The 15,866-nt window shown below is 47.1% G+C and carries 16 protein-coding genes and 2 pseudogenes; 2 read left to right on the top strand and 16 right to left on the bottom strand.

Annotation, left to right across the window (positions count from 1 at the left end; genetic code table 11):
• Positions 1 to 345: 345 nt before the first annotated feature.
• From proC to ABDK09_13685, 3 genes are all read right to left on the bottom strand, one after another.
• Positions 346 to 1,071: a pyrroline-5-carboxylate reductase gene (gene proC / locus ABDK09_13695; GenBank protein XAW90452.1), complete on the bottom strand. Its 726-nt coding sequence runs from the start codon at positions 1,069 to 1,071 to the stop codon at positions 346 to 348.
• 10 nt (positions 1,072 to 1,081) lie between these two features.
• A complete protein-coding gene (locus ABDK09_13690) occupies positions 1,082 to 2,122 on the bottom strand; it encodes a zinc-dependent alcohol dehydrogenase family protein (protein ID XAW90451.1) in 1,041 nt (346 codons plus the stop codon).
• A 178-nt stretch (positions 2,123 to 2,300) separates the two neighbouring features.
• Positions 2,301 to 2,768, bottom strand: coding sequence for an Lrp/AsnC family transcriptional regulator (locus ABDK09_13685; GenBank protein ID XAW90450.1), 468 nt, complete (start codon positions 2,766 to 2,768; stop codon positions 2,301 to 2,303).
• Between the two features lie 142 nt (positions 2,769 to 2,910).
• On the opposite strand from ABDK09_13685, the gene ABDK09_13680 reads away from it, so the two are divergent.
• Complete coding sequence (locus ABDK09_13680; GenBank protein ID XAW90449.1) at positions 2,911 to 4,083, top strand: pyridoxal phosphate-dependent aminotransferase; 1,173 nt, start codon at positions 2,911 to 2,913, stop codon at positions 4,081 to 4,083.
• 4 nt (positions 4,084 to 4,087) lie between these two features.
• A pseudogene (locus tag ABDK09_13675) lies at positions 4,088 to 4,973 on the top strand (AEC family transporter).
• A gap of 732 nt (positions 4,974 to 5,705) precedes the next feature.
• Here ABDK09_13675 and ABDK09_13670 read toward each other — a convergent pair.
• The 13 genes and pseudogenes from ABDK09_13670 to ABDK09_13610 all read right to left on the bottom strand — a co-directional run bounded on the left by ABDK09_13670 (position 5,706) and on the right by ABDK09_13610 (position 15,786).
• On the bottom strand, positions 5,706 to 6,146 hold the full coding sequence (locus tag ABDK09_13670; protein XAW90448.1) for a hypothetical protein: 441 nt from the start codon (positions 6,144 to 6,146) through the stop codon (positions 5,706 to 5,708).
• A complete protein-coding gene (locus tag ABDK09_13665; GenBank protein XAW90447.1) occupies positions 6,112 to 6,399 on the bottom strand; it encodes a hypothetical protein in 288 nt (95 codons plus the stop codon). The genes ABDK09_13670 and ABDK09_13665 overlap by 35 nt, the downstream gene beginning before the upstream one ends.
• Before the next feature lie 117 nt (positions 6,400 to 6,516).
• On the bottom strand, positions 6,517 to 7,167 hold the full coding sequence (locus ABDK09_13660; GenBank protein ID XAW90446.1) for a hypothetical protein: 651 nt from the start codon (positions 7,165 to 7,167) through the stop codon (positions 6,517 to 6,519).
• 500 nt (positions 7,168 to 7,667) lie between these two features.
• Positions 7,668 to 7,982: a PTS fructose transporter subunit IIB gene (locus tag ABDK09_13655; GenBank protein ID XAW90445.1), complete on the bottom strand. Its 315-nt coding sequence runs from the start codon at positions 7,980 to 7,982 to the stop codon at positions 7,668 to 7,670.
• 62 nt (positions 7,983 to 8,044) lie between these two features.
• Positions 8,045 to 8,437, bottom strand: a complete 393-nt coding sequence (locus tag ABDK09_13650; GenBank protein ID XAW90444.1) for a fructose PTS transporter subunit IIA — start codon at positions 8,435 to 8,437, stop codon at positions 8,045 to 8,047.
• Positions 8,438 to 8,533: 96 nt separating this feature from the next.
• Positions 8,534 to 9,847: a PRD domain-containing protein gene (locus tag ABDK09_13645; GenBank protein XAW90443.1), complete on the bottom strand. Its 1,314-nt coding sequence runs from the start codon at positions 9,845 to 9,847 to the stop codon at positions 8,534 to 8,536.
• On the bottom strand, positions 9,780 to 10,100 hold the full coding sequence (locus ABDK09_13640; protein XAW90442.1) for an HTH domain-containing protein: 321 nt from the start codon (positions 10,098 to 10,100) through the stop codon (positions 9,780 to 9,782). The genes ABDK09_13645 and ABDK09_13640 overlap by 68 nt, the downstream gene beginning before the upstream one ends.
• 447 nt (positions 10,101 to 10,547) lie before the next feature.
• Positions 10,548 to 10,646: pseudogene (locus tag ABDK09_13635) on the bottom strand (AraC family transcriptional regulator).
• Positions 10,647 to 10,770: 124 nt separating this feature from the next.
• A complete protein-coding gene (locus tag ABDK09_13630) occupies positions 10,771 to 11,700 on the bottom strand; it encodes an isoaspartyl peptidase/L-asparaginase (protein XAW90441.1) in 930 nt (309 codons plus the stop codon).
• A gap of 8 nt (positions 11,701 to 11,708) precedes the next feature.
• Positions 11,709 to 12,443: an amino acid ABC transporter ATP-binding protein gene (locus tag ABDK09_13625; GenBank protein XAW90440.1), complete on the bottom strand. Its 735-nt coding sequence runs from the start codon at positions 12,441 to 12,443 to the stop codon at positions 11,709 to 11,711.
• A gap of 19 nt (positions 12,444 to 12,462) precedes the next feature.
• On the bottom strand, positions 12,463 to 13,548 hold the full coding sequence (locus ABDK09_13620; GenBank protein ID XAW90439.1) for an amino acid ABC transporter permease: 1,086 nt from the start codon (positions 13,546 to 13,548) through the stop codon (positions 12,463 to 12,465).
• 2 nt (positions 13,549 to 13,550) lie between these two features.
• Entirely contained in the window at positions 13,551 to 14,699 is a 1,149-nt protein-coding gene (locus ABDK09_13615; GenBank protein ID XAW90438.1) for an ABC transporter permease subunit, read from the bottom strand.
• Between the two features lie 130 nt (positions 14,700 to 14,829).
• Positions 14,830 to 15,786, bottom strand: a complete 957-nt coding sequence (locus ABDK09_13610) for an amino acid ABC transporter substrate-binding protein (GenBank protein ID XAW90437.1) — start codon at positions 15,784 to 15,786, stop codon at positions 14,830 to 14,832.
• Positions 15,787 to 15,866: the final 80 nt, after the last annotated feature.

Raw genomic sequence — 15,866 nt, 5'->3', positions numbered from 1 at the left:
AAGCTTTGGGGCATAAACTTGCTAGCTATGATCGTGCTGTCACACCTATGGACATTTTCAATTTAGGACGATAGGACGATTTCTACTCTATCGATAAGTTTTAGTATCCCAAAACGACAATGACCACCATTTATAACGGTGGTCGCCGTAACAGGAATTGGACATCAGTGAGCATTTTTAAAAGCTGGAGCATATTAGTAGTTCGCATAACTATGCATTTAAGTAGCTCATATATTGCCTCTGCCTACTTAAACACTTAATTCCAAAGCACGCTGGTATGCCGCTTTAACCGCTTGTTTTACAGCACTTTCAACTTCTCTCTCATGCAGAGTAGTAAGCGCCGCTTCAGTGGTTTCCGCCGGGTGACGCAATACGTTGGCAAAGTGTATCTGGTTCATCATCAGATAGTAATGCTAATTTTGCAGCCCCCAGGGCCGTATGACCAACCAGGCGCTTTACATCATCAGATCTCATCCCCAGCTCTTCACCAGCCGAGATCATGCATTGCATCATAAGCAGGAAATACGCCGGACCGCTACCAGAAAGCGCTGTGACTAGGTTAATGTCATTTTCATTCTGTACTTCTAAGCACTCACCAAAAGATTCAGCGACCGTGGTTGCAAGCTTCTTTTGTTGCTCATCGGTGTTGGCATTTGCATATAAACCAGACATCCCAGCGCCGACCAGCGCTGGCATATTGGGCATCAAGCGCACTATTGCACACTCATGGCCCAATATATTCTCGAGTGTTTTGATAGATGTGCCTGCAGCGATGGAAACAAAAACCTGACTTCTATCTGCTCTGATATCAATTTGTTTTGCAACAGCTTCTATAACCTGAGGCTTGACCGCCAGCACAACAACATCGGACTTATCAACGACATCCTGCGTTTTACTTACCGTAGATACACCATATTTGTCTGATAACCATGCCACTCTTTCTGCGGATGGTTCTGACACCTGTATATCTTGCGCCAGAAAACCTTTCGAAATCAGCCCACTAATCATGGCGGCGGCCATATTACCACCCCCAATAAACCCGATAATCGGAGATTGTTTATCTTGTGTCATTTCGCCCTCCTTAGAAACCTGTAACAACCGTAACGCCAGGTGTGGTTGCCGAATCCATAGTGGTTAGAGCCTCAATCGATTGTTCCAGGCTGATAGTACGGCCCAGCAATTTCTCTGGTGTTAATTTTCCGGACATCATCATGGCTAACATGGCATCGTAACGATGTGCTTGCATGCCGTGGCTACCTATAATTTCCAGTTCGTCAGCGATAACTTTAGCCATAGGCATAGCAGGATTAGCCTGTTCAGCAAGTAATAACCCGACTTGTATATGCTTGCCTAATTTGCGCAAGCTCTTCACTGAGTTTACACAGGTGATAGGGTGCCCCAGAGCATCAAGAGAAACATGTGCACCTCCTTTACTGATCTCAATTACAGCTTCTGCAACATCAGCGACTTTATTGCCATTTACCGTGGCTACAGCCCCAAGCGAGCGTGCCATTTCCAGCTTGGTATCATCAATATCGATGGCGATTACATTGGCACCAATTGCAGTCGCAATCATAATCGCTGACAGGCCGACACCACCACAGCCATGTACTGCTACCCATTGTCCGGCAGAAACTTTGCCTTGATCGACTACCGCTCTGAATGAAGTTACAAACCGGCAGCCAAGGCTGGCTGCTGTAACAAAGTCCAGATGCTCTGGTAGGGTGACCAAATTTACGTCAGCGTGATCAACAGTGGTGTATTCAGCAAATGATCCCCAATGCGTAAAGCCGGGCTGGGTCTGATTACCACACACCTGATGATTACCGGTATTACACTCAGGACAGGAGCCACATGCGTTTACAAACGGCACTGTCACTCGCTGGCCAACCTTGAACCTATTCACCTCTGAACCAACTTCTTCGATAACACCGGCAAATTCATGACCGGGTACGTGCGGGAGTACAACGTCCTCATCATGACCTTGCCAGCAGTGCCAGTCACTGCGACATACACCAGTCGCTTCAACTTTAATTACCACACCATGGGAAGCGGGTGTTGGATCCGGTACATTTTTGATTTCTGGAATAGATGAAAATTTTTCTATAACGACGGCTTTCATAGGCTTCTCCGCAGTGCTGTTTAGTGGTATCAGTTGTTAACAGTCTATCTTTTTGCGAAGAAATTACCTTGCAAAGGTTGCCTGGATATCAATCAAAAAGTACATAGTCTTTCATAAAATAACGTAATTATGAAAGACTAATTCAGATGTAAAGAAATTGTGACATAGGTTGGTTGTGTCAGAGAGAAACCGGTAGCCTTGTGGATGACTTCAGCTCTCGTAGAGAAATATTTGAGCTAATCACAGACACGCCGGGTAGCTGCCTTAGCTCTCTTTCAACAAAATCGCTGTAATCATCAAGATCTTTAGCGACAACCTGGAGCATAAAATCCGAATCGCCGGTTGTATTGTGGCAAGAAAGCACGTTCTCAGAGCTTTGGATAATAGACTCGAAAATCCTGGTTGTTTCAGTATCATGCTTTGTACAGGTAAGCTGAACAAATGCCAGAACGCCAAACCCTAGCTTGCGGCGATTCAGGTTAGCCTGATACCCCTCTATATATTGCTCTTCTTCCAAGCGCTTTAGCCTCCTCCAACAGGGGGTTTCACTGATTGCCAGCTCTTGGGCAAGCTTTGCATTTGTTAAGCGTCCATCCTGCTGCAAACGCTGCAATACGGCAATATCGACTTTATCAAGCTTCTTCATAGAAAGACTCCGCCATTAATGAGGCAATAATTGGAAGACTAATGCAAAAGTGGGCTTATGTCACACCTGAAAAGCAAGGCAATTCCTGCTATGACCGATAAGATTAGAGCTTATTAGTCGAGTTTTTAGCCGAGGTACAACAATGCAGTCTTCCATACTTAGCGACATCAGTCCGGTTGCGTCACAATTGAAAGAGTCTTCTATCCGCGCTATTGCCAACTTTGGTATGTCGCAAAAAGATGTCATTCCCCTGTGGTTTGGAGAGTCAGATATTGTTACACCTGATTTTATTAAGCAGGCGGCTTTCGAAAGCCTGGAGCAGGGGCAGACATTGTATACACCAAACAATGGTATACCGCAGTTGCGCCAGGCGCTGGCTGACTACCAGTCACGTCTGTTTGAGCGTCCGTTTACCGATGAGAATATCGTAGTGACCTTGTCAGGTACCAATGCGGTGATGCTTGCCGCTCAGGCCGTATTAAAGCCAGGGGATAAGGTGGTTGTTATCAGTCCTGCTTATCCGATACTGACCGCTATTCCAAGTCTACTTGGTGCGGAAGTCGTAGAGTTCCCGCTTACTCAGGTCGAAGGACGATTCGAACTGGATATGGAGGCGCTTTTTGCGGTGACGAAAGATGCCCGGGCATTAGTTATCAATTCACCAGCCAATCCGACTGGATGGATGGCGAGCGAACAACAGCTTAAAGCGATAACCGAGTTTTCTCGACAGACCGGGGTATGGGTAATCTCGGATGAAGTGTATAACCGCCATGTTTATGAGGGAACATCTGCCCCTTCCTTTTGTCAGTTCATCGATGACCATGATCGTATTATTGTTTGTAATAGTTTCTCCAAAACCTGGTGTATGACGGGATGGCGTTTGGGCTGGCTTACTCTGCCTAAGCCTCTCCGGCCAACGATTACCAAGCTGATTGAGTTTAATGTTTCCTGTGCTCCTGCCTTTGTTCAGGCCGCAGGCGTTGCTGCAATTGAGCAGGGCGAAGTCTTTTTACAACAGACACTGAAGCGTTTTCGTCATTCGAGAGATATGGTGCGTGAAGCATTAGGTAATATCTCTGGCGTAACCTTGTATGAAATGCCGGCAACCTTTTATGCCTTCCTGAAGGTTGATGGGTTAGCTAACAATAGCCAGCCATTTATTCTGGATATGATTGAGAAGTCTAAAGTAGGCGTCGCACCCGGGGAAGCATTTGGAGAGGCGGGGTGTGGTCACCTGCGTGTCTGTTACGGTACCAATCACACTAGTCTTGCCATCGCTTTAGAGCGTTTACAGACAGCACTGGAAAACAGGTAGTAAGATGTTTGAATTAGTCATTGGAATACTGTTTCCGCTATTTTCCCTCGTGGCTATGGGGTACGGCATTGGTCGTTGGATTAAAATGGATTTTCGGCCCATTAACCGTATTAACATGGATATGCTCTTGCCTGCTCTGGTGTTTTCTTCAGTAGGAAACGATGCCACTTGATATGACCCAAGTGCCGCTGCTTAGTGCTTCGCTTGTTGCGATATTTATCCCTGGCTTGTTAATGGTTCCAATATGTCGGTTGTTTAAACTTCCTTACAAAGTCTGGGCTCCGCCACATATGTTTCGCAATAGTGGTAACTTAGCAATACCTCTCTTTACTTACACGTTTGGCGAGGATGCTATAGCACCAGCAGTACTGTTGCTCGTCGTTTCGGTTTGTACGCATGTCAGTCTTGGTCTGACATTCGTCAGCAAAGGGAATCCTCTTAAGCAGGTTGTACGTATGCCTATGTTTATCGCGGCTATTGTGGCTCTGATACTAAACTTGACCGACATTGGTATCTGGGAGCCTCTTTATGATGCAACAGCACTTCTGGGGCAGACAGCCGTCCCAATTATGCTTTTATCCCTCGGGACTCAGATGTGTAATATGCGCCTGAGCGGTCTTAAAGTCGGTCTGCTTTGCACTCTGCAGTCGTTGGCAACAGGGGCGGTTACTTTTGGGATTATTTATATGCTTATTCCACTGCCGACCATGCATTTGCAGATGATGTTACTCTTTTCGATGTTGCCTCCAGCAGTCATGAATTACCTGCTTGCTGAAAGGTTTGGCCTTGAGCCTGCCAAGGTCGCTTCAATGGTTCTGTTTGGTAACTTTTTAAGCATCGTAACTTTGCCAGTGCTATTGACGATTGCTTTGTCATTAGAGCCTTTTTAATCAATGTTCTCTTTTGAATGACTATACATTCTGGACAAAACTCTTAAGAGTTCGTGTTTTTCTCGCTTTTGTCCAGAATGTGCACACCCCGGCTCTGGTTCGACATTAGGAAATATAGGGCAAATTCTGACGGGATTTATCGATCGAAAATTTTTTTTAGCAAATAATGGGGCAAAACCGAGCTAGGTAACTTTCTGAAACCACCAAATCAGGGCAAAAAATCAGGACGAGTTTTGAGGCTTTTGGCGTCGGAAACGCCTAAAACCCAGTCAGAGCAACGCCAAAGAACCCAAGCGCATAGCTGGCCATTCTTTGGCAAGCAAAAAGTGACTGGCACGCTGACAGTAAGCTCAAAGAAACCGAGAAAGCAAAAGCGTGGCTTACAATGCCGCGAAATCATGGCACGCCCCAGCCCAGAGAAGCTTTAGTTCACCTACCCTTTTATATCACTCAGCAGAAGCTTAACACTCGCGGTACCGAAGAACACCGCAAACACACCCTCAAATATAGCTTTGGATTTTCGATAAAGGTTTCGTACCCCAGCATGGGAGAAGATAAACGCATAGCTGGTGAAAATCGTAGCGCTCACAGCACCTACCACAAGCACGACAGAGAGAAGGTCTTGCGCGGTTGCCGTTGCAGGAACCCCCATCGAGTAGAGGGCAGCAAAGAAAAGAGAGCATGTATCTATGCTCTCTTTTTATCGGTAAACATTAACCATTCGCCAGACTATCAGGCAAATTTTTCGCCGGTTGCCTGTTCAAACTCCGTCACCATCATCTCCCACGAACTGTGGATATTATCAGCCAGGTTGAACAGCCCGCTGCGGCCTATCACATAAATGTCAGGCTTGGCATCGTGAATCACTTTCCAGTGCTTCTTATTGGTCGAACCGTCCATCTCAATCTGATACTGGTAACCATTTTCTTCACGCAGTTGGCGCAGTTCGGTAATTTTATCCAGCATATTGACCAGGAAACGCTGACCGGCAAAGCCAGGATCGACCGTCATCACCGTGACTTTGTCCAACAGATCGATGTAAGGCAGGATCTCGCTGACCGGCGTTTCCGGGTTCAATACGATACCCGCTTTCAGCCCCGCATCATGGATTTGGTCAATCAGCCGGAAAGCGATGCCGTTAACACGTTTCTGCCGGCATGCAAATGACCTCACATCGAATATCAATCAGCTGCTGTACCCAGAATGAAGGATCCGTCACCATTAAATGGGCCGACATTTCTTTGTTGGTCAGCTTGCGGGTTTGTTCGATAAACCATGGCGATAAGCTCAGGTTAGGCACAAAATGGCCATCCATAATATCAATATGGAATGAATCGACATGGTCGTTTAAAAAAGTAATCTGCTCTTTGAACTGATCCAGGTCCATCGTCATTAACGATGGCGAAATATTAATATGTTCACTCATGGTTATATAATCCGTTCGTTAGAGAAAAGATAATCTGTTTTTAAGGGTGCAGAGACCCATCGACCGAAACTTTAATTAAGGCCGTTAAATTAACTGGATTGAAAATTTAAAATATATTTAGCTGATTTTTATATCGTCTAGGTCGATATCTTCCTCTTCATCATCGTTATTTATAACAACATCACGAGGAACATCTTTTTTGATTACTGCATAAACGGTGGCAGTGACAAGTATATTAACGACCAGAGCCATAATACCGGCCATTGGATTGGACATGGTCGGAATCATAAATATGCCGCCGAAAGGTACTGTTGCGTCCGCACCGTAAACCATGGTCACCGCACCACCACAAGCGCCGCCGATGGCCGCCGCAGAGATACCACGCACAATATCATTCATCACGATCGGTATAGACCCTTCAACAATGTTCACCACACCCATAGGAACAGCCGATTTTAAGGTTTCGATTTCTTCATTGTTATAAATGTTCTTGCGCAGAAGTTTGCTAATGAAGTACGCCAGTCCGAAGCCGATAGGTGTTGCCGTGTTGACTAACTGCAGTGCAGTAATCGGTTCGTTGATACCCTGCGCCTGAAGCGTCAGTACGAAGGCAAAACAGGTTTTATTGATCGGTCCGCCGAAATCCAGGATACACAGAGCGCCAATCACAGCACCCAACACCAGATTCGATGAAGTTCCCATGCTTCTCAGAAAACCGGTCAGGGTATCGGTGAAGATGCCGATCGGTGTGCCGATGATGTAGACCATGATTAATCCACTGATCACAGAGGCAAAAAACGGCACAATCAGGGTCGGCATTAAGCCTCTGGCCCAGCTCGGAAACCTTGACATTTTTGATGATACCCAGCGCGATATACCCGGCAATGTAACCACCCAGAATCCCGCCAATAAAACCAGCAGAAATAGTGTTTGCCGCAAGGCCGACAACAAAACCTGGTGCGATGCCGGGTTTACCCGCAATCGAGCCGGCAATACCACAGGCAATCACAACCGGTAACAGTCCGAGCGCCTTTGCTCCCATGGTCGCCATTGACGTCCACAAATCAAACTCACCCAGCACCAAAGCGTCCTGAGGCTTGCCTCCCATCGCCATGCCGATGGCAATAATAAAGCCGGCACCACAGACAATCGGAATCAAAAACGAGATAGCGGTCAGCAGATGGCCTTTAGGGTTAGCTGCTCTCCAGATGTCCTTTATACTCATAGATAAAACCCTCTGTTTGTTATTGTAATTGGTCTGGCTGAAATTACTCCGTCACTAACTGCTGGAGTTTTTCGATAAGCTTGTTAGGCGATTTAATAGCGATTTCTGTGGACACTTTAACTACTTTTTTTCCGGCAAATCGTTCTTCACCGGTGACATTAACATCGGCGGCTAACAGCACAATATCCGCTTGGGCAATATCTTCATCGGTCAGTTTATTTTCGATGCCAATCGTACCCTGAGTTTCAATCTTTACGTTATTGCCCGCCTTTTTAGCGGCTATTTCAATTTTCTTTTGCGCAATATACGTGTGAGCAATACCTACAGTACATGCAGTAATTCCTACAATATTCATCATTAACCTCGACAAGTTTATTTTTGGTTTAAACCACTAGCTGATAGTTAAAATAAATTAAACCGTTATTCCGTTACCGTTTCCGGATTAAACAGCTCAACGATTTTTTGTGGATCTTGTTCTTGCAGCAACTGCTCAATGATCTCTTCATCTGCCAATGCGCTTGAAACTTGTGATAACAGACGAATATGCGTGGTGTTCTGGTCAACCATGCGAACGGCAAACAGAATAATGCAGCGAATGTCACTGCCATCCATGGTTTCCCAAGGGATCTCGTTTTGGGTACGGCCAATCGCTAATGTGGTTTGGCGTACTGCCTCAGATTTACCGTGTGGAATAGCAATGTGATTTTCAAAACCGGTTGAGCCTTGTTCCTCGCGCAGCCATACATCGCGGACAAAATGCTCTTTATCAATCACAGCACCATCTTCAACCAATAAATCGGTCAGTTTCTTCAATCGCTTCTTTTTTAGTTGTAGCGACCATGTTTAATTTAATGTGCTTTACACTGAGTACTTTTGAAATGTCCATAAATCACCTTCGATATCCTGGGATTAAGATTGAGTAACGTTATATGCATCGCTTGCGAGATGTAGCTTTTCTGTTATGAGTTTTTCTGTAATGCGCTGCAGATCCGCATCGTTTAGAAACGCGGTGACATACACCACCGGAGTGTCAATTTCTGCCACATGAACCGTCGAGATAATCAGATCAGGTGCGAGTTCCTGATTCACGCTTTGTAAGTGACTCGATGGCACCGTCGCCACGATTTCCCAATCGGGAAATGCTCTTAAAATGCGGCTTTTGAGCAGGTGTGACGTCCCTACCCCGGTAGAACACACCAGTAACACACGCTTGTGCGTGATCTGGCGTTCAATGGCTGCCTGAAAATGGACCGCCAGATAACCGACTTCATCATCAGAAACGGCCGCTGACATATCAGTGGTAAACAGATCATTCACGGCAATACGCGTCAAATGATAGACATCCGCCAGCTCATTTTTAATTTCATCCAGCAGTGGATTACGAATGATAATTTGATAATGAAGACGGTTTATCAGCGGACGTATATGTACTTCCATACCATCCAATAACTGTTTATCTGCAGCCAAATCAATATTAATCAGCTGTGAAAATCGTATGACCAGTTGCAGTGAAATATCCCGTGCCTGATAACTGCATAATTCAGTATGCAATACACTGTTGCTTTGATTTTCAGATACCAATACTCCTGATGAAATAATGTACTGGTAAATAAACCACACCTCATTTTCCGGTAAAGATAAACCGATATGCTGCTCGATTTTATCCACCATTTTGCCCGCTACCCTGAATGCTGAATCCTTGGGATGCTGGCGCGCGTCATAGCATGGATTTCCCAGCAAATTCCCCTTGATACGCCGGTGCATCATGATCAATATATGGGTGAAAATATTGATGTAGTAAGGTTCACCTAACGGATACGCAAGCTCTTCTTCCATGTCCTGCAGCAGAACCTGAACAAACCCCACCTCGTCTTCGCCAAAATAGTGCACCAAGGCTTTATAGCTGCCCGGGTCCAGTCTGGAGTGATTCACCAAACCGGGATCCTGATGGTTGATTAACCCGTTAATCAACGCCGCCATGGCCTGACGTACACTGTTCTCATCACCTTGAATTCGGGTTCCGCTTTGGCTGCGAATCAGTTCAAGCCCAAGCGGTGTGATCCAGTCTTCGATCACCTTTAAATCATTGACGATTGACGCATTGCTGATGTGGTGGCGCTCGGAAAGCTTGTTAATTGAGGTCTCTTTAGGGGTTTCACTCAATAGCCATGAGGCAATTTTTATCCGTCGCGCATGGCCCAGAAACGCCGTCGGAATCTTCATTGTCATCACTCAGTTGCAATTCCAGTTGCAACAGGTCGGCGGTGCTTTCAGCCACCAGCAAAACACCAGCACCTACTTTTTTATCAATTTGCACGTTCAAATCAGCCAGGTATGCAGTAATAATATTCAGGTCACGCTGGATAGTTTTTGTCGACACACCAAGTTGTTCTGCCAGATGGAATAAAGTGACGTATTCCCGATGTTGTAGCAGGAATCGTAATAATCGATGTTGTCGAGAGGTAATCATTTTCATTTTTTACCTTGAGTTACAGATCAAATTAGTAAGTATGACTATTTTTAGTATTTATTTTTATCAGAGTGTTTATACATCCTATGATGTTCAATCTAATGAGAATGTTCTAACACCACAATACTAAATGGTGTCCATAAGACGGGACAAAGGACAAACACGCAAGCATTGAATCAATGCTAATGATTGAGGCTAGAGGAAAAGTATAAAGACGAGGCAAACTGGGTGAAGAGTCACGTATTCTTGGGCAATTCTATTTAACAAGATAAATAGATCACAATTTTGACAGTTTATTATATTAACGCTGACTAATTAACAAACAAAAATCATCGATTATCAGGGGCTCAACCAAGAAAACTGAGCGCTTTCAAACAATACATATCCTTTATTTTTTACCTCAAACTGTGATCGCCATTCACACTCAGCGACGTGAAATCAACGTTATGAACGTCAAAAGAAACCTACAGGCAGGTGAAAATCTAGGGCAAACTCTTCGTTCTCATCAAGAAAATGATTTTTGTGATAGCGGACGTAGGCCGGAGTTGCGCGCGGCGGAGCTACTGCGTGCAGACCAGGCGGATGGTTCCCCATAAGCTGGAAGTCCGAAGATGCCACTTTCGGTATAACGTTGAGTGGCATCGTTCAGTCTGAGCTCAGTGGGGATGAGAGTGGTTTATTCGTATATCTTCGATTGTGCAGGCTGATTGGCGCTGCCCCAGCCGCGGTACATGCCCTCGGTATTAAATGGCAGCGTCAGCTGGCCTTGGCTGTCGACCGCAATGATCCCGCCACTGCCACCGGTACTAGGTAGATCGTTAAAAACAACGTGGTTAGCGGCTTGTTCCAAGGCCTCACCGGCTAACGCCATACGTGAGGAAATGTTGTAGCCCACCACATGGCGGAGAAAATGTTCGCCGTGCCCGGTTGCAGAAACCGCACAGGTCTGGTTATTGGCATAAGTGCCGGCCCCGATGACCGGAGAATCACCAATACGACCGTACTGTTTATTCGTAATACCACCGGTTGATGTCGCCGCCGCCAGATTTCCGTGTTTATCTTTTGCGACCGCGCCAACCGTGCCGTATTTGTAGTCGTTATCGGTCGGCTCCAGAATCACCTCCTGCACAAGCAGTGCCGACTGCAGTTGCTGATAACGCATCTCAGTCGAGAAATAGCTGTTATCAACCTGCGCCAGCCCCAAATCACGGGCAAACTGCTCAGCGCCCTCACCACCTAAATAGACATGCGGGGATTTGTCCATGACAGCTCGCGCCACATCGATCGGATTCGGACTGAAGCGGATACCGGACACAGCGCCGGCATCCAGCGTCTTGCCGCACATTATAGAGGCGTCTAACTCATGCTTGCCCTGATGGTTAAATACCGCGCCTTTGCCCGCGTTAAACCAGGTGCAATCTTCTAGCTGGTTAACCGCCGCCTGTACGACATCAAGCGCATCCGCGCCTTGCCCAAGGCTGGCTAATCCCTCTTCAATAATGGTTTTGAGCACGCTTTCAATTTCAAGCTCCTGCTCAGGAGTCAGCTTTCCTTTCGACATCGCTCCGGCACCACCATGAATGGCGATGGAATATTCGTTGGACATAAACTTCCTTAGTGGTGAATCAATTGATTTAAAAATTCGCGTGTACGCGGCGACTCAGGCGCAGAGAAAAAGGCTTCGGGATTGTTTTCTTCGACAATCTGGCCCTGGTCCATAAAGATGACGCGGTCAGCAACCCTGCGCGCAAAACCCATTTCATGGGTCACACACAGCATGGTCATTCCTTCGCTGGCCAAATCGGTCATCACATCCAGAACCTCGGAGATCATCTCCGGGTCTAAGGCTGATGTCGGCTCATCAAACAGCATCACTTGCGGGTTCATACACAACGCACGGGCAATCGCAACACGCTGCTGCTGTCCGCCGGACAACTGGCTTGGGTATTTGTTAGCCTGCTCTTTGATTTTGACCTTATTCAGCAGCCCTAATGCGATTTCAATCGCTACCTCTTCTTTCACACCCAGGTTGGAAGTCTGCGGCAATACGCAGTTTTCCAGCACAGTCAGATGCGGAAATAGATTAAAGGACTGAAAACACATACCGACTTGTTTACGCAGCGCAATGAGATCTTTCGACGTGTCACTCACTTCCTGTCCAAATACGTTTAGTGCACCTGACTGGTGCTTCTCCAGTTGGTTAATACAACGAATCAACGTTGACTTGCCGGAACCGGATGGGCCGCAGATCACGATGCGCTCACCTTTTTTTACGCTTAAGTTGATATCGCGTAACGCGTGGTAGGAGTCGTACCACTTGTTGAGATTTTTTATGTTGATGACTTCCATGACATTCTCCTGATGAGCGTTATTTCAAGCGGCGTTCCAGATGCGCTGCGTATTGGGAAAGAGAGAAACAACAGATAAAGAAAAAGACCGCTAAAAATGCGTACATTTCGTTTTCTAATCCAACCCATTTCGCGTTGGATAAGGTGCTTGAAGCAACACCGACGATATCAAGCACACCGACAATCATGACCAGTGTGGTCTCTTTTAAAATGCCGACAAAGTGATTGAGCAACGATGGAATTGAGTTCTTCAGAACTTGCGGCAAAATGATCTGCCCCATCATTTTCCAGTAACCGAAACCGAGTGCCTGTGCCGCTTCAAACTGCCCCTGAGGAATCGACTGCAGGCCGCCGCGAATGGTTTCCGCCATATAAGCCGCCGTGAACAAAACCAGTACCGCGACAACGCGCAGTAACACGTCAAACTCCTGGCCGGGCGGCAAGAAAAGCTGAATCATCAGTGACGCCATGAACAGCAGCGTTATCACAGGCACCGAGCGCACTAATTCGATATAAGCCACACTGAGCCAATGAATCACCGGGCGTTGCGAACGTCGGCCCAGCGCCAGCAAAATACCCAGCGGCAGCGCGAACACCATGCCAAAAATAGCCAGGAACAGCGTCAGCATGATGCCGGCAAATTTGGTGGTCGAAATGGTTTCAAAGCCAAACGTGCCGCCTTTCAACAACATCCACATCGCAAAGGGCAACACGGCGATGTAGCAGAGCATCACTCGTTTGTTAAAACGCTTGATGTACAACATTGGAATCGCGATAGCCGCCAGTCCGAAGGCAACATCCACCCGCCACTGCTGGTCGTCCGGATACATACCGTAGGTGAACAGCTCAATCCGATTTACTACCGGCAGCCAGCAGGCGCCAGCCGAGGTACAATCTGCTTGGGAGGAACCCACAAACGTAGCGCTGAAAATAAACCAGTTAAGCAGTGTCGGAACCAACCACAACACAAACATCAACCCGACGACCGTCAGCAACGTGTTGAAGGCGGATGAGAATAAATTTTTCCGGCACCAGGTTTTCCAGTCTGATTTGGTCACAATGGCCGGACGTGGTTCAATATATTGCATGATATTTTCACTTTGCATGATCACTTCCCTATCGCAACGTGTGAGTTATACCAGTTCATCAGCACACTGGTGATCAGACTGAATACACAGTAGGTGCCCATCACAATCAAAATACATTCAATGGCTTGCCCGGTATTATTCAGAGTGGTGCCGCCGGTTGAAGAGACTAACTCCATAAAGCCGATGACCACGCCTAACGAGGAGTTTTTGATGATGTTGAGATACACACTGGTGATCTGCGGAATCATCGGGTACACGGCTTGCGGAACAATCAGTTTCCACATAATCGCCGAGTCATTGAATCCCAGAGCTTTGCCCGCTTCGTGCTGACCTTTGGCGATGGACTGAATACAGCCGCGTACGATTTCAGCAATGTAACTGGCGCTGTAGACCGATAACGCAACCCACAGTGCCACCAGCTCGGGGATGACGATCATGCCGCCACGAAAGTTAAAACCAGTCAGTTTGGGCGCACTAAATTCCATATGCCCCAGGACAATGGCCGCAATCAAAACCAGCAAAGGCGGCAATACAATGATCGCCAGTAAACGTGGCCACAAAACCGGATGAAAGCCGGTCCATCTGACCTGGCTGACCACGCGGCGACGGTACAGAAATGCCAGCAGGCATGACAGCAGCAGCGCGCAAAAGACATAACCGCCCCAGCCCTGCAACGACAAATGAGGAATAGCCAGACCTCGGTTTGAGAGGTAAACATCATCGAAGATCTGAATACTGTTCCGCACCGGCGGCAGACTCAAAAACAGTGCATACCACCACACAAGCTGGACCACCAACGGCACATTGCGGATGAACTCAACGTAAGTGCGGCTAAGTTTACTGATTACCCAGTTATTCGATACCCGGCCAACACCGATGATAAAGCCGAGAATGGTGGCAAAAATAATGCTTAAAAAGGAAACGAGCAGAGTGTTAGCCACGCCGACGTAATACGCCTGGAGGTAGGTATCATTCTGGTCATAATCAAGCAGGCTGAAAGAAATATCGTAGCCAGCACGCTCATGCAGAAAATCAAATCCTGTGGTGATACCAAGCTTGGCGATATTCTCCGAGGCATTGGTGCCCAGATATAAAAATAGTAGCGTGACGGTAATTAACAGCAGGGCTTGCTGCCCCCAGTCAATTAACGTCCCTTTGGTGAGTTTCATTGCATTTCTCTCCTGTCCGTGGATGGCCAGCCTGCTTAGACACAGGCTGACATGACTATATGATTAACGGAAAGGGGGGGCATACATCAGGCCGCCTTCGGTGTACAAAGCGTTCGCACCACGTTCAAATTTAAGTGGAGAGTTTCTGGCCGACATGGTGCGCAAAGATCTCGCCGTAGTTGCCGGTCGCCTCGATCGCTTTCAAAGCCCAGTCCTGACTAAGGCCTAAGTCCGTACCTAAGCTTCCTTCCGTACCCAGCAGACGCTTAATGCCCGGTTTGTTGGTTGTTTTGGCCAGCTCGGCAGCATTGGCTTGGGTCACATTAAGCTCTTCCGCTTCAATCAGTGCGTTCCCCACCATAGTTACAATGTCGCGCCATTCGTTTTCACCCTGTTTCACATACGGACCAAGAGGCTCTTTTGAGATAACCTCAGGAAGGATCATGTGTTCATCCGGATCCTTAAACAGAGTACGGCGCGCAGCCAGGCCGGTCACATCATTGGTCAACGCATCACAGCGCCCTTTCTGATAAGCAGCGTAAAGCTCTTCGGTTTTTTCAAACACCACTGAGCGGTAAGTCAGCCCTTTTGAGCCAAAGTAATCCGCCAGATTGTGTTCAGAAGTGGTGCCAGGAGATAAGCAGAAGGTTGCGCCGTCCAGTTCCGTGGCCGATTTTACTCCCAGAGATTTACGCACCATAAAGCCCTGGCCGTCATAGAACCAGATTGTGGTGAAGTCTGCACCAAGTTTTGCGTCACGCGATACAGTCCAGGTCGTCGAGCGGGAAAGGATGTCAATTTCGCCGGATGCCAGCGAGGTAAAGCGGTTCTTCGACGTCGTGGTAATGAACTCGACTTTGTCCGGCGAACCCAGTACAGCAGCCGCGACTGCACGGCAGTAATCCACGTCCATCCCAGTCCACTTGCCCTGGTCATTAATGTAGGAGAAGCCCATTTTGTCGCTGGAAATGCCACATTTCAGGCTGCCTCGTTCAATGATGTCGTCTTTAAGATTGGCATAGCTGTGCGTCGCAACGGTGCTGGCCAGCAGCCCGGAAACAATCATGGCTAACGTATTCAGTTTCATATTAAGTCCTTTTATTACTCAGCTTACGCTGACAGTTCGAATCAGATTCCGTGTTCACATAGTGACAACATAGGCGTTTA

Origin of the sequence: Vibrio sp. CDRSL-10 TSBA, from assembly GCA_039696685.1 — a bacterium.
In the GTDB taxonomy this organism is placed as follows: Bacteria; Pseudomonadota; Gammaproteobacteria; order Enterobacterales; family Vibrionaceae; genus Vibrio.
Note: the sequence above shows the minus strand (reverse complement) of the source record. Positions and strands in the feature narration are given on the sequence as shown.

Excerpts from the sequence above, each read along its gene's own strand:
- proC (XAW90452.1), bottom strand. The coding sequence starts at position 1,071 with ATGACACAAGATAAACAATCTCCGATTATCGGGTTTATTGGGGGTGGT.
- ABDK09_13690 (XAW90451.1), bottom strand. The coding sequence starts at position 2,122 with ATGAAAGCCGTCGTTATAGAAAAATTTTCATCTATTCCAGAAATCAAA.
- ABDK09_13685 (XAW90450.1), bottom strand. The coding sequence starts at position 2,768 with ATGAAGAAGCTTGATAAAGTCGATATTGCCGTATTGCAGCGTTTGCAG.
- ABDK09_13680 (XAW90449.1), top strand. The coding sequence starts at position 2,911 with ATGCAGTCTTCCATACTTAGCGACATCAGTCCGGTTGCGTCACAATTG.
- ABDK09_13665 (XAW90447.1), bottom strand. The coding sequence starts at position 6,399 with ATGAGTGAACATATTAATATTTCGCCATCGTTAATGACGATGGACCTG.
- ABDK09_13660 (XAW90446.1), bottom strand. The coding sequence starts at position 7,167 with ATGGTCTACATCATCGGCACACCGATCGGCATCTTCACCGATACCCTG.
- ABDK09_13655 (XAW90445.1), bottom strand. The coding sequence starts at position 7,982 with ATGATGAATATTGTAGGAATTACTGCATGTACTGTAGGTATTGCTCAC.
- ABDK09_13645 (XAW90443.1), bottom strand. The coding sequence starts at position 9,847 with ATGAAGATTCCGACGGCGTTTCTGGGCCATGCGCGACGGATAAAAATT.
- ABDK09_13640 (XAW90442.1), bottom strand. The coding sequence starts at position 10,100 with ATGAAAATGATTACCTCTCGACAACATCGATTATTACGATTCCTGCTA.
- ABDK09_13630 (XAW90441.1), bottom strand. The coding sequence starts at position 11,700 with ATGTCCAACGAATATTCCATCGCCATTCATGGTGGTGCCGGAGCGATG.
- ABDK09_13625 (XAW90440.1), bottom strand. The coding sequence starts at position 12,443 with ATGGAAGTCATCAACATAAAAAATCTCAACAAGTGGTACGACTCCTAC.
- ABDK09_13620 (XAW90439.1), bottom strand. The coding sequence starts at position 13,548 with ATGCAAAGTGAAAATATCATGCAATATATTGAACCACGTCCGGCCATT.
- ABDK09_13615 (XAW90438.1), bottom strand. The coding sequence starts at position 14,699 with ATGAAACTCACCAAAGGGACGTTAATTGACTGGGGGCAGCAAGCCCTG.
- ABDK09_13610 (XAW90437.1), bottom strand. The coding sequence starts at position 15,786 with ATGAAACTGAATACGTTAGCCATGATTGTTTCCGGGCTGCTGGCCAGC.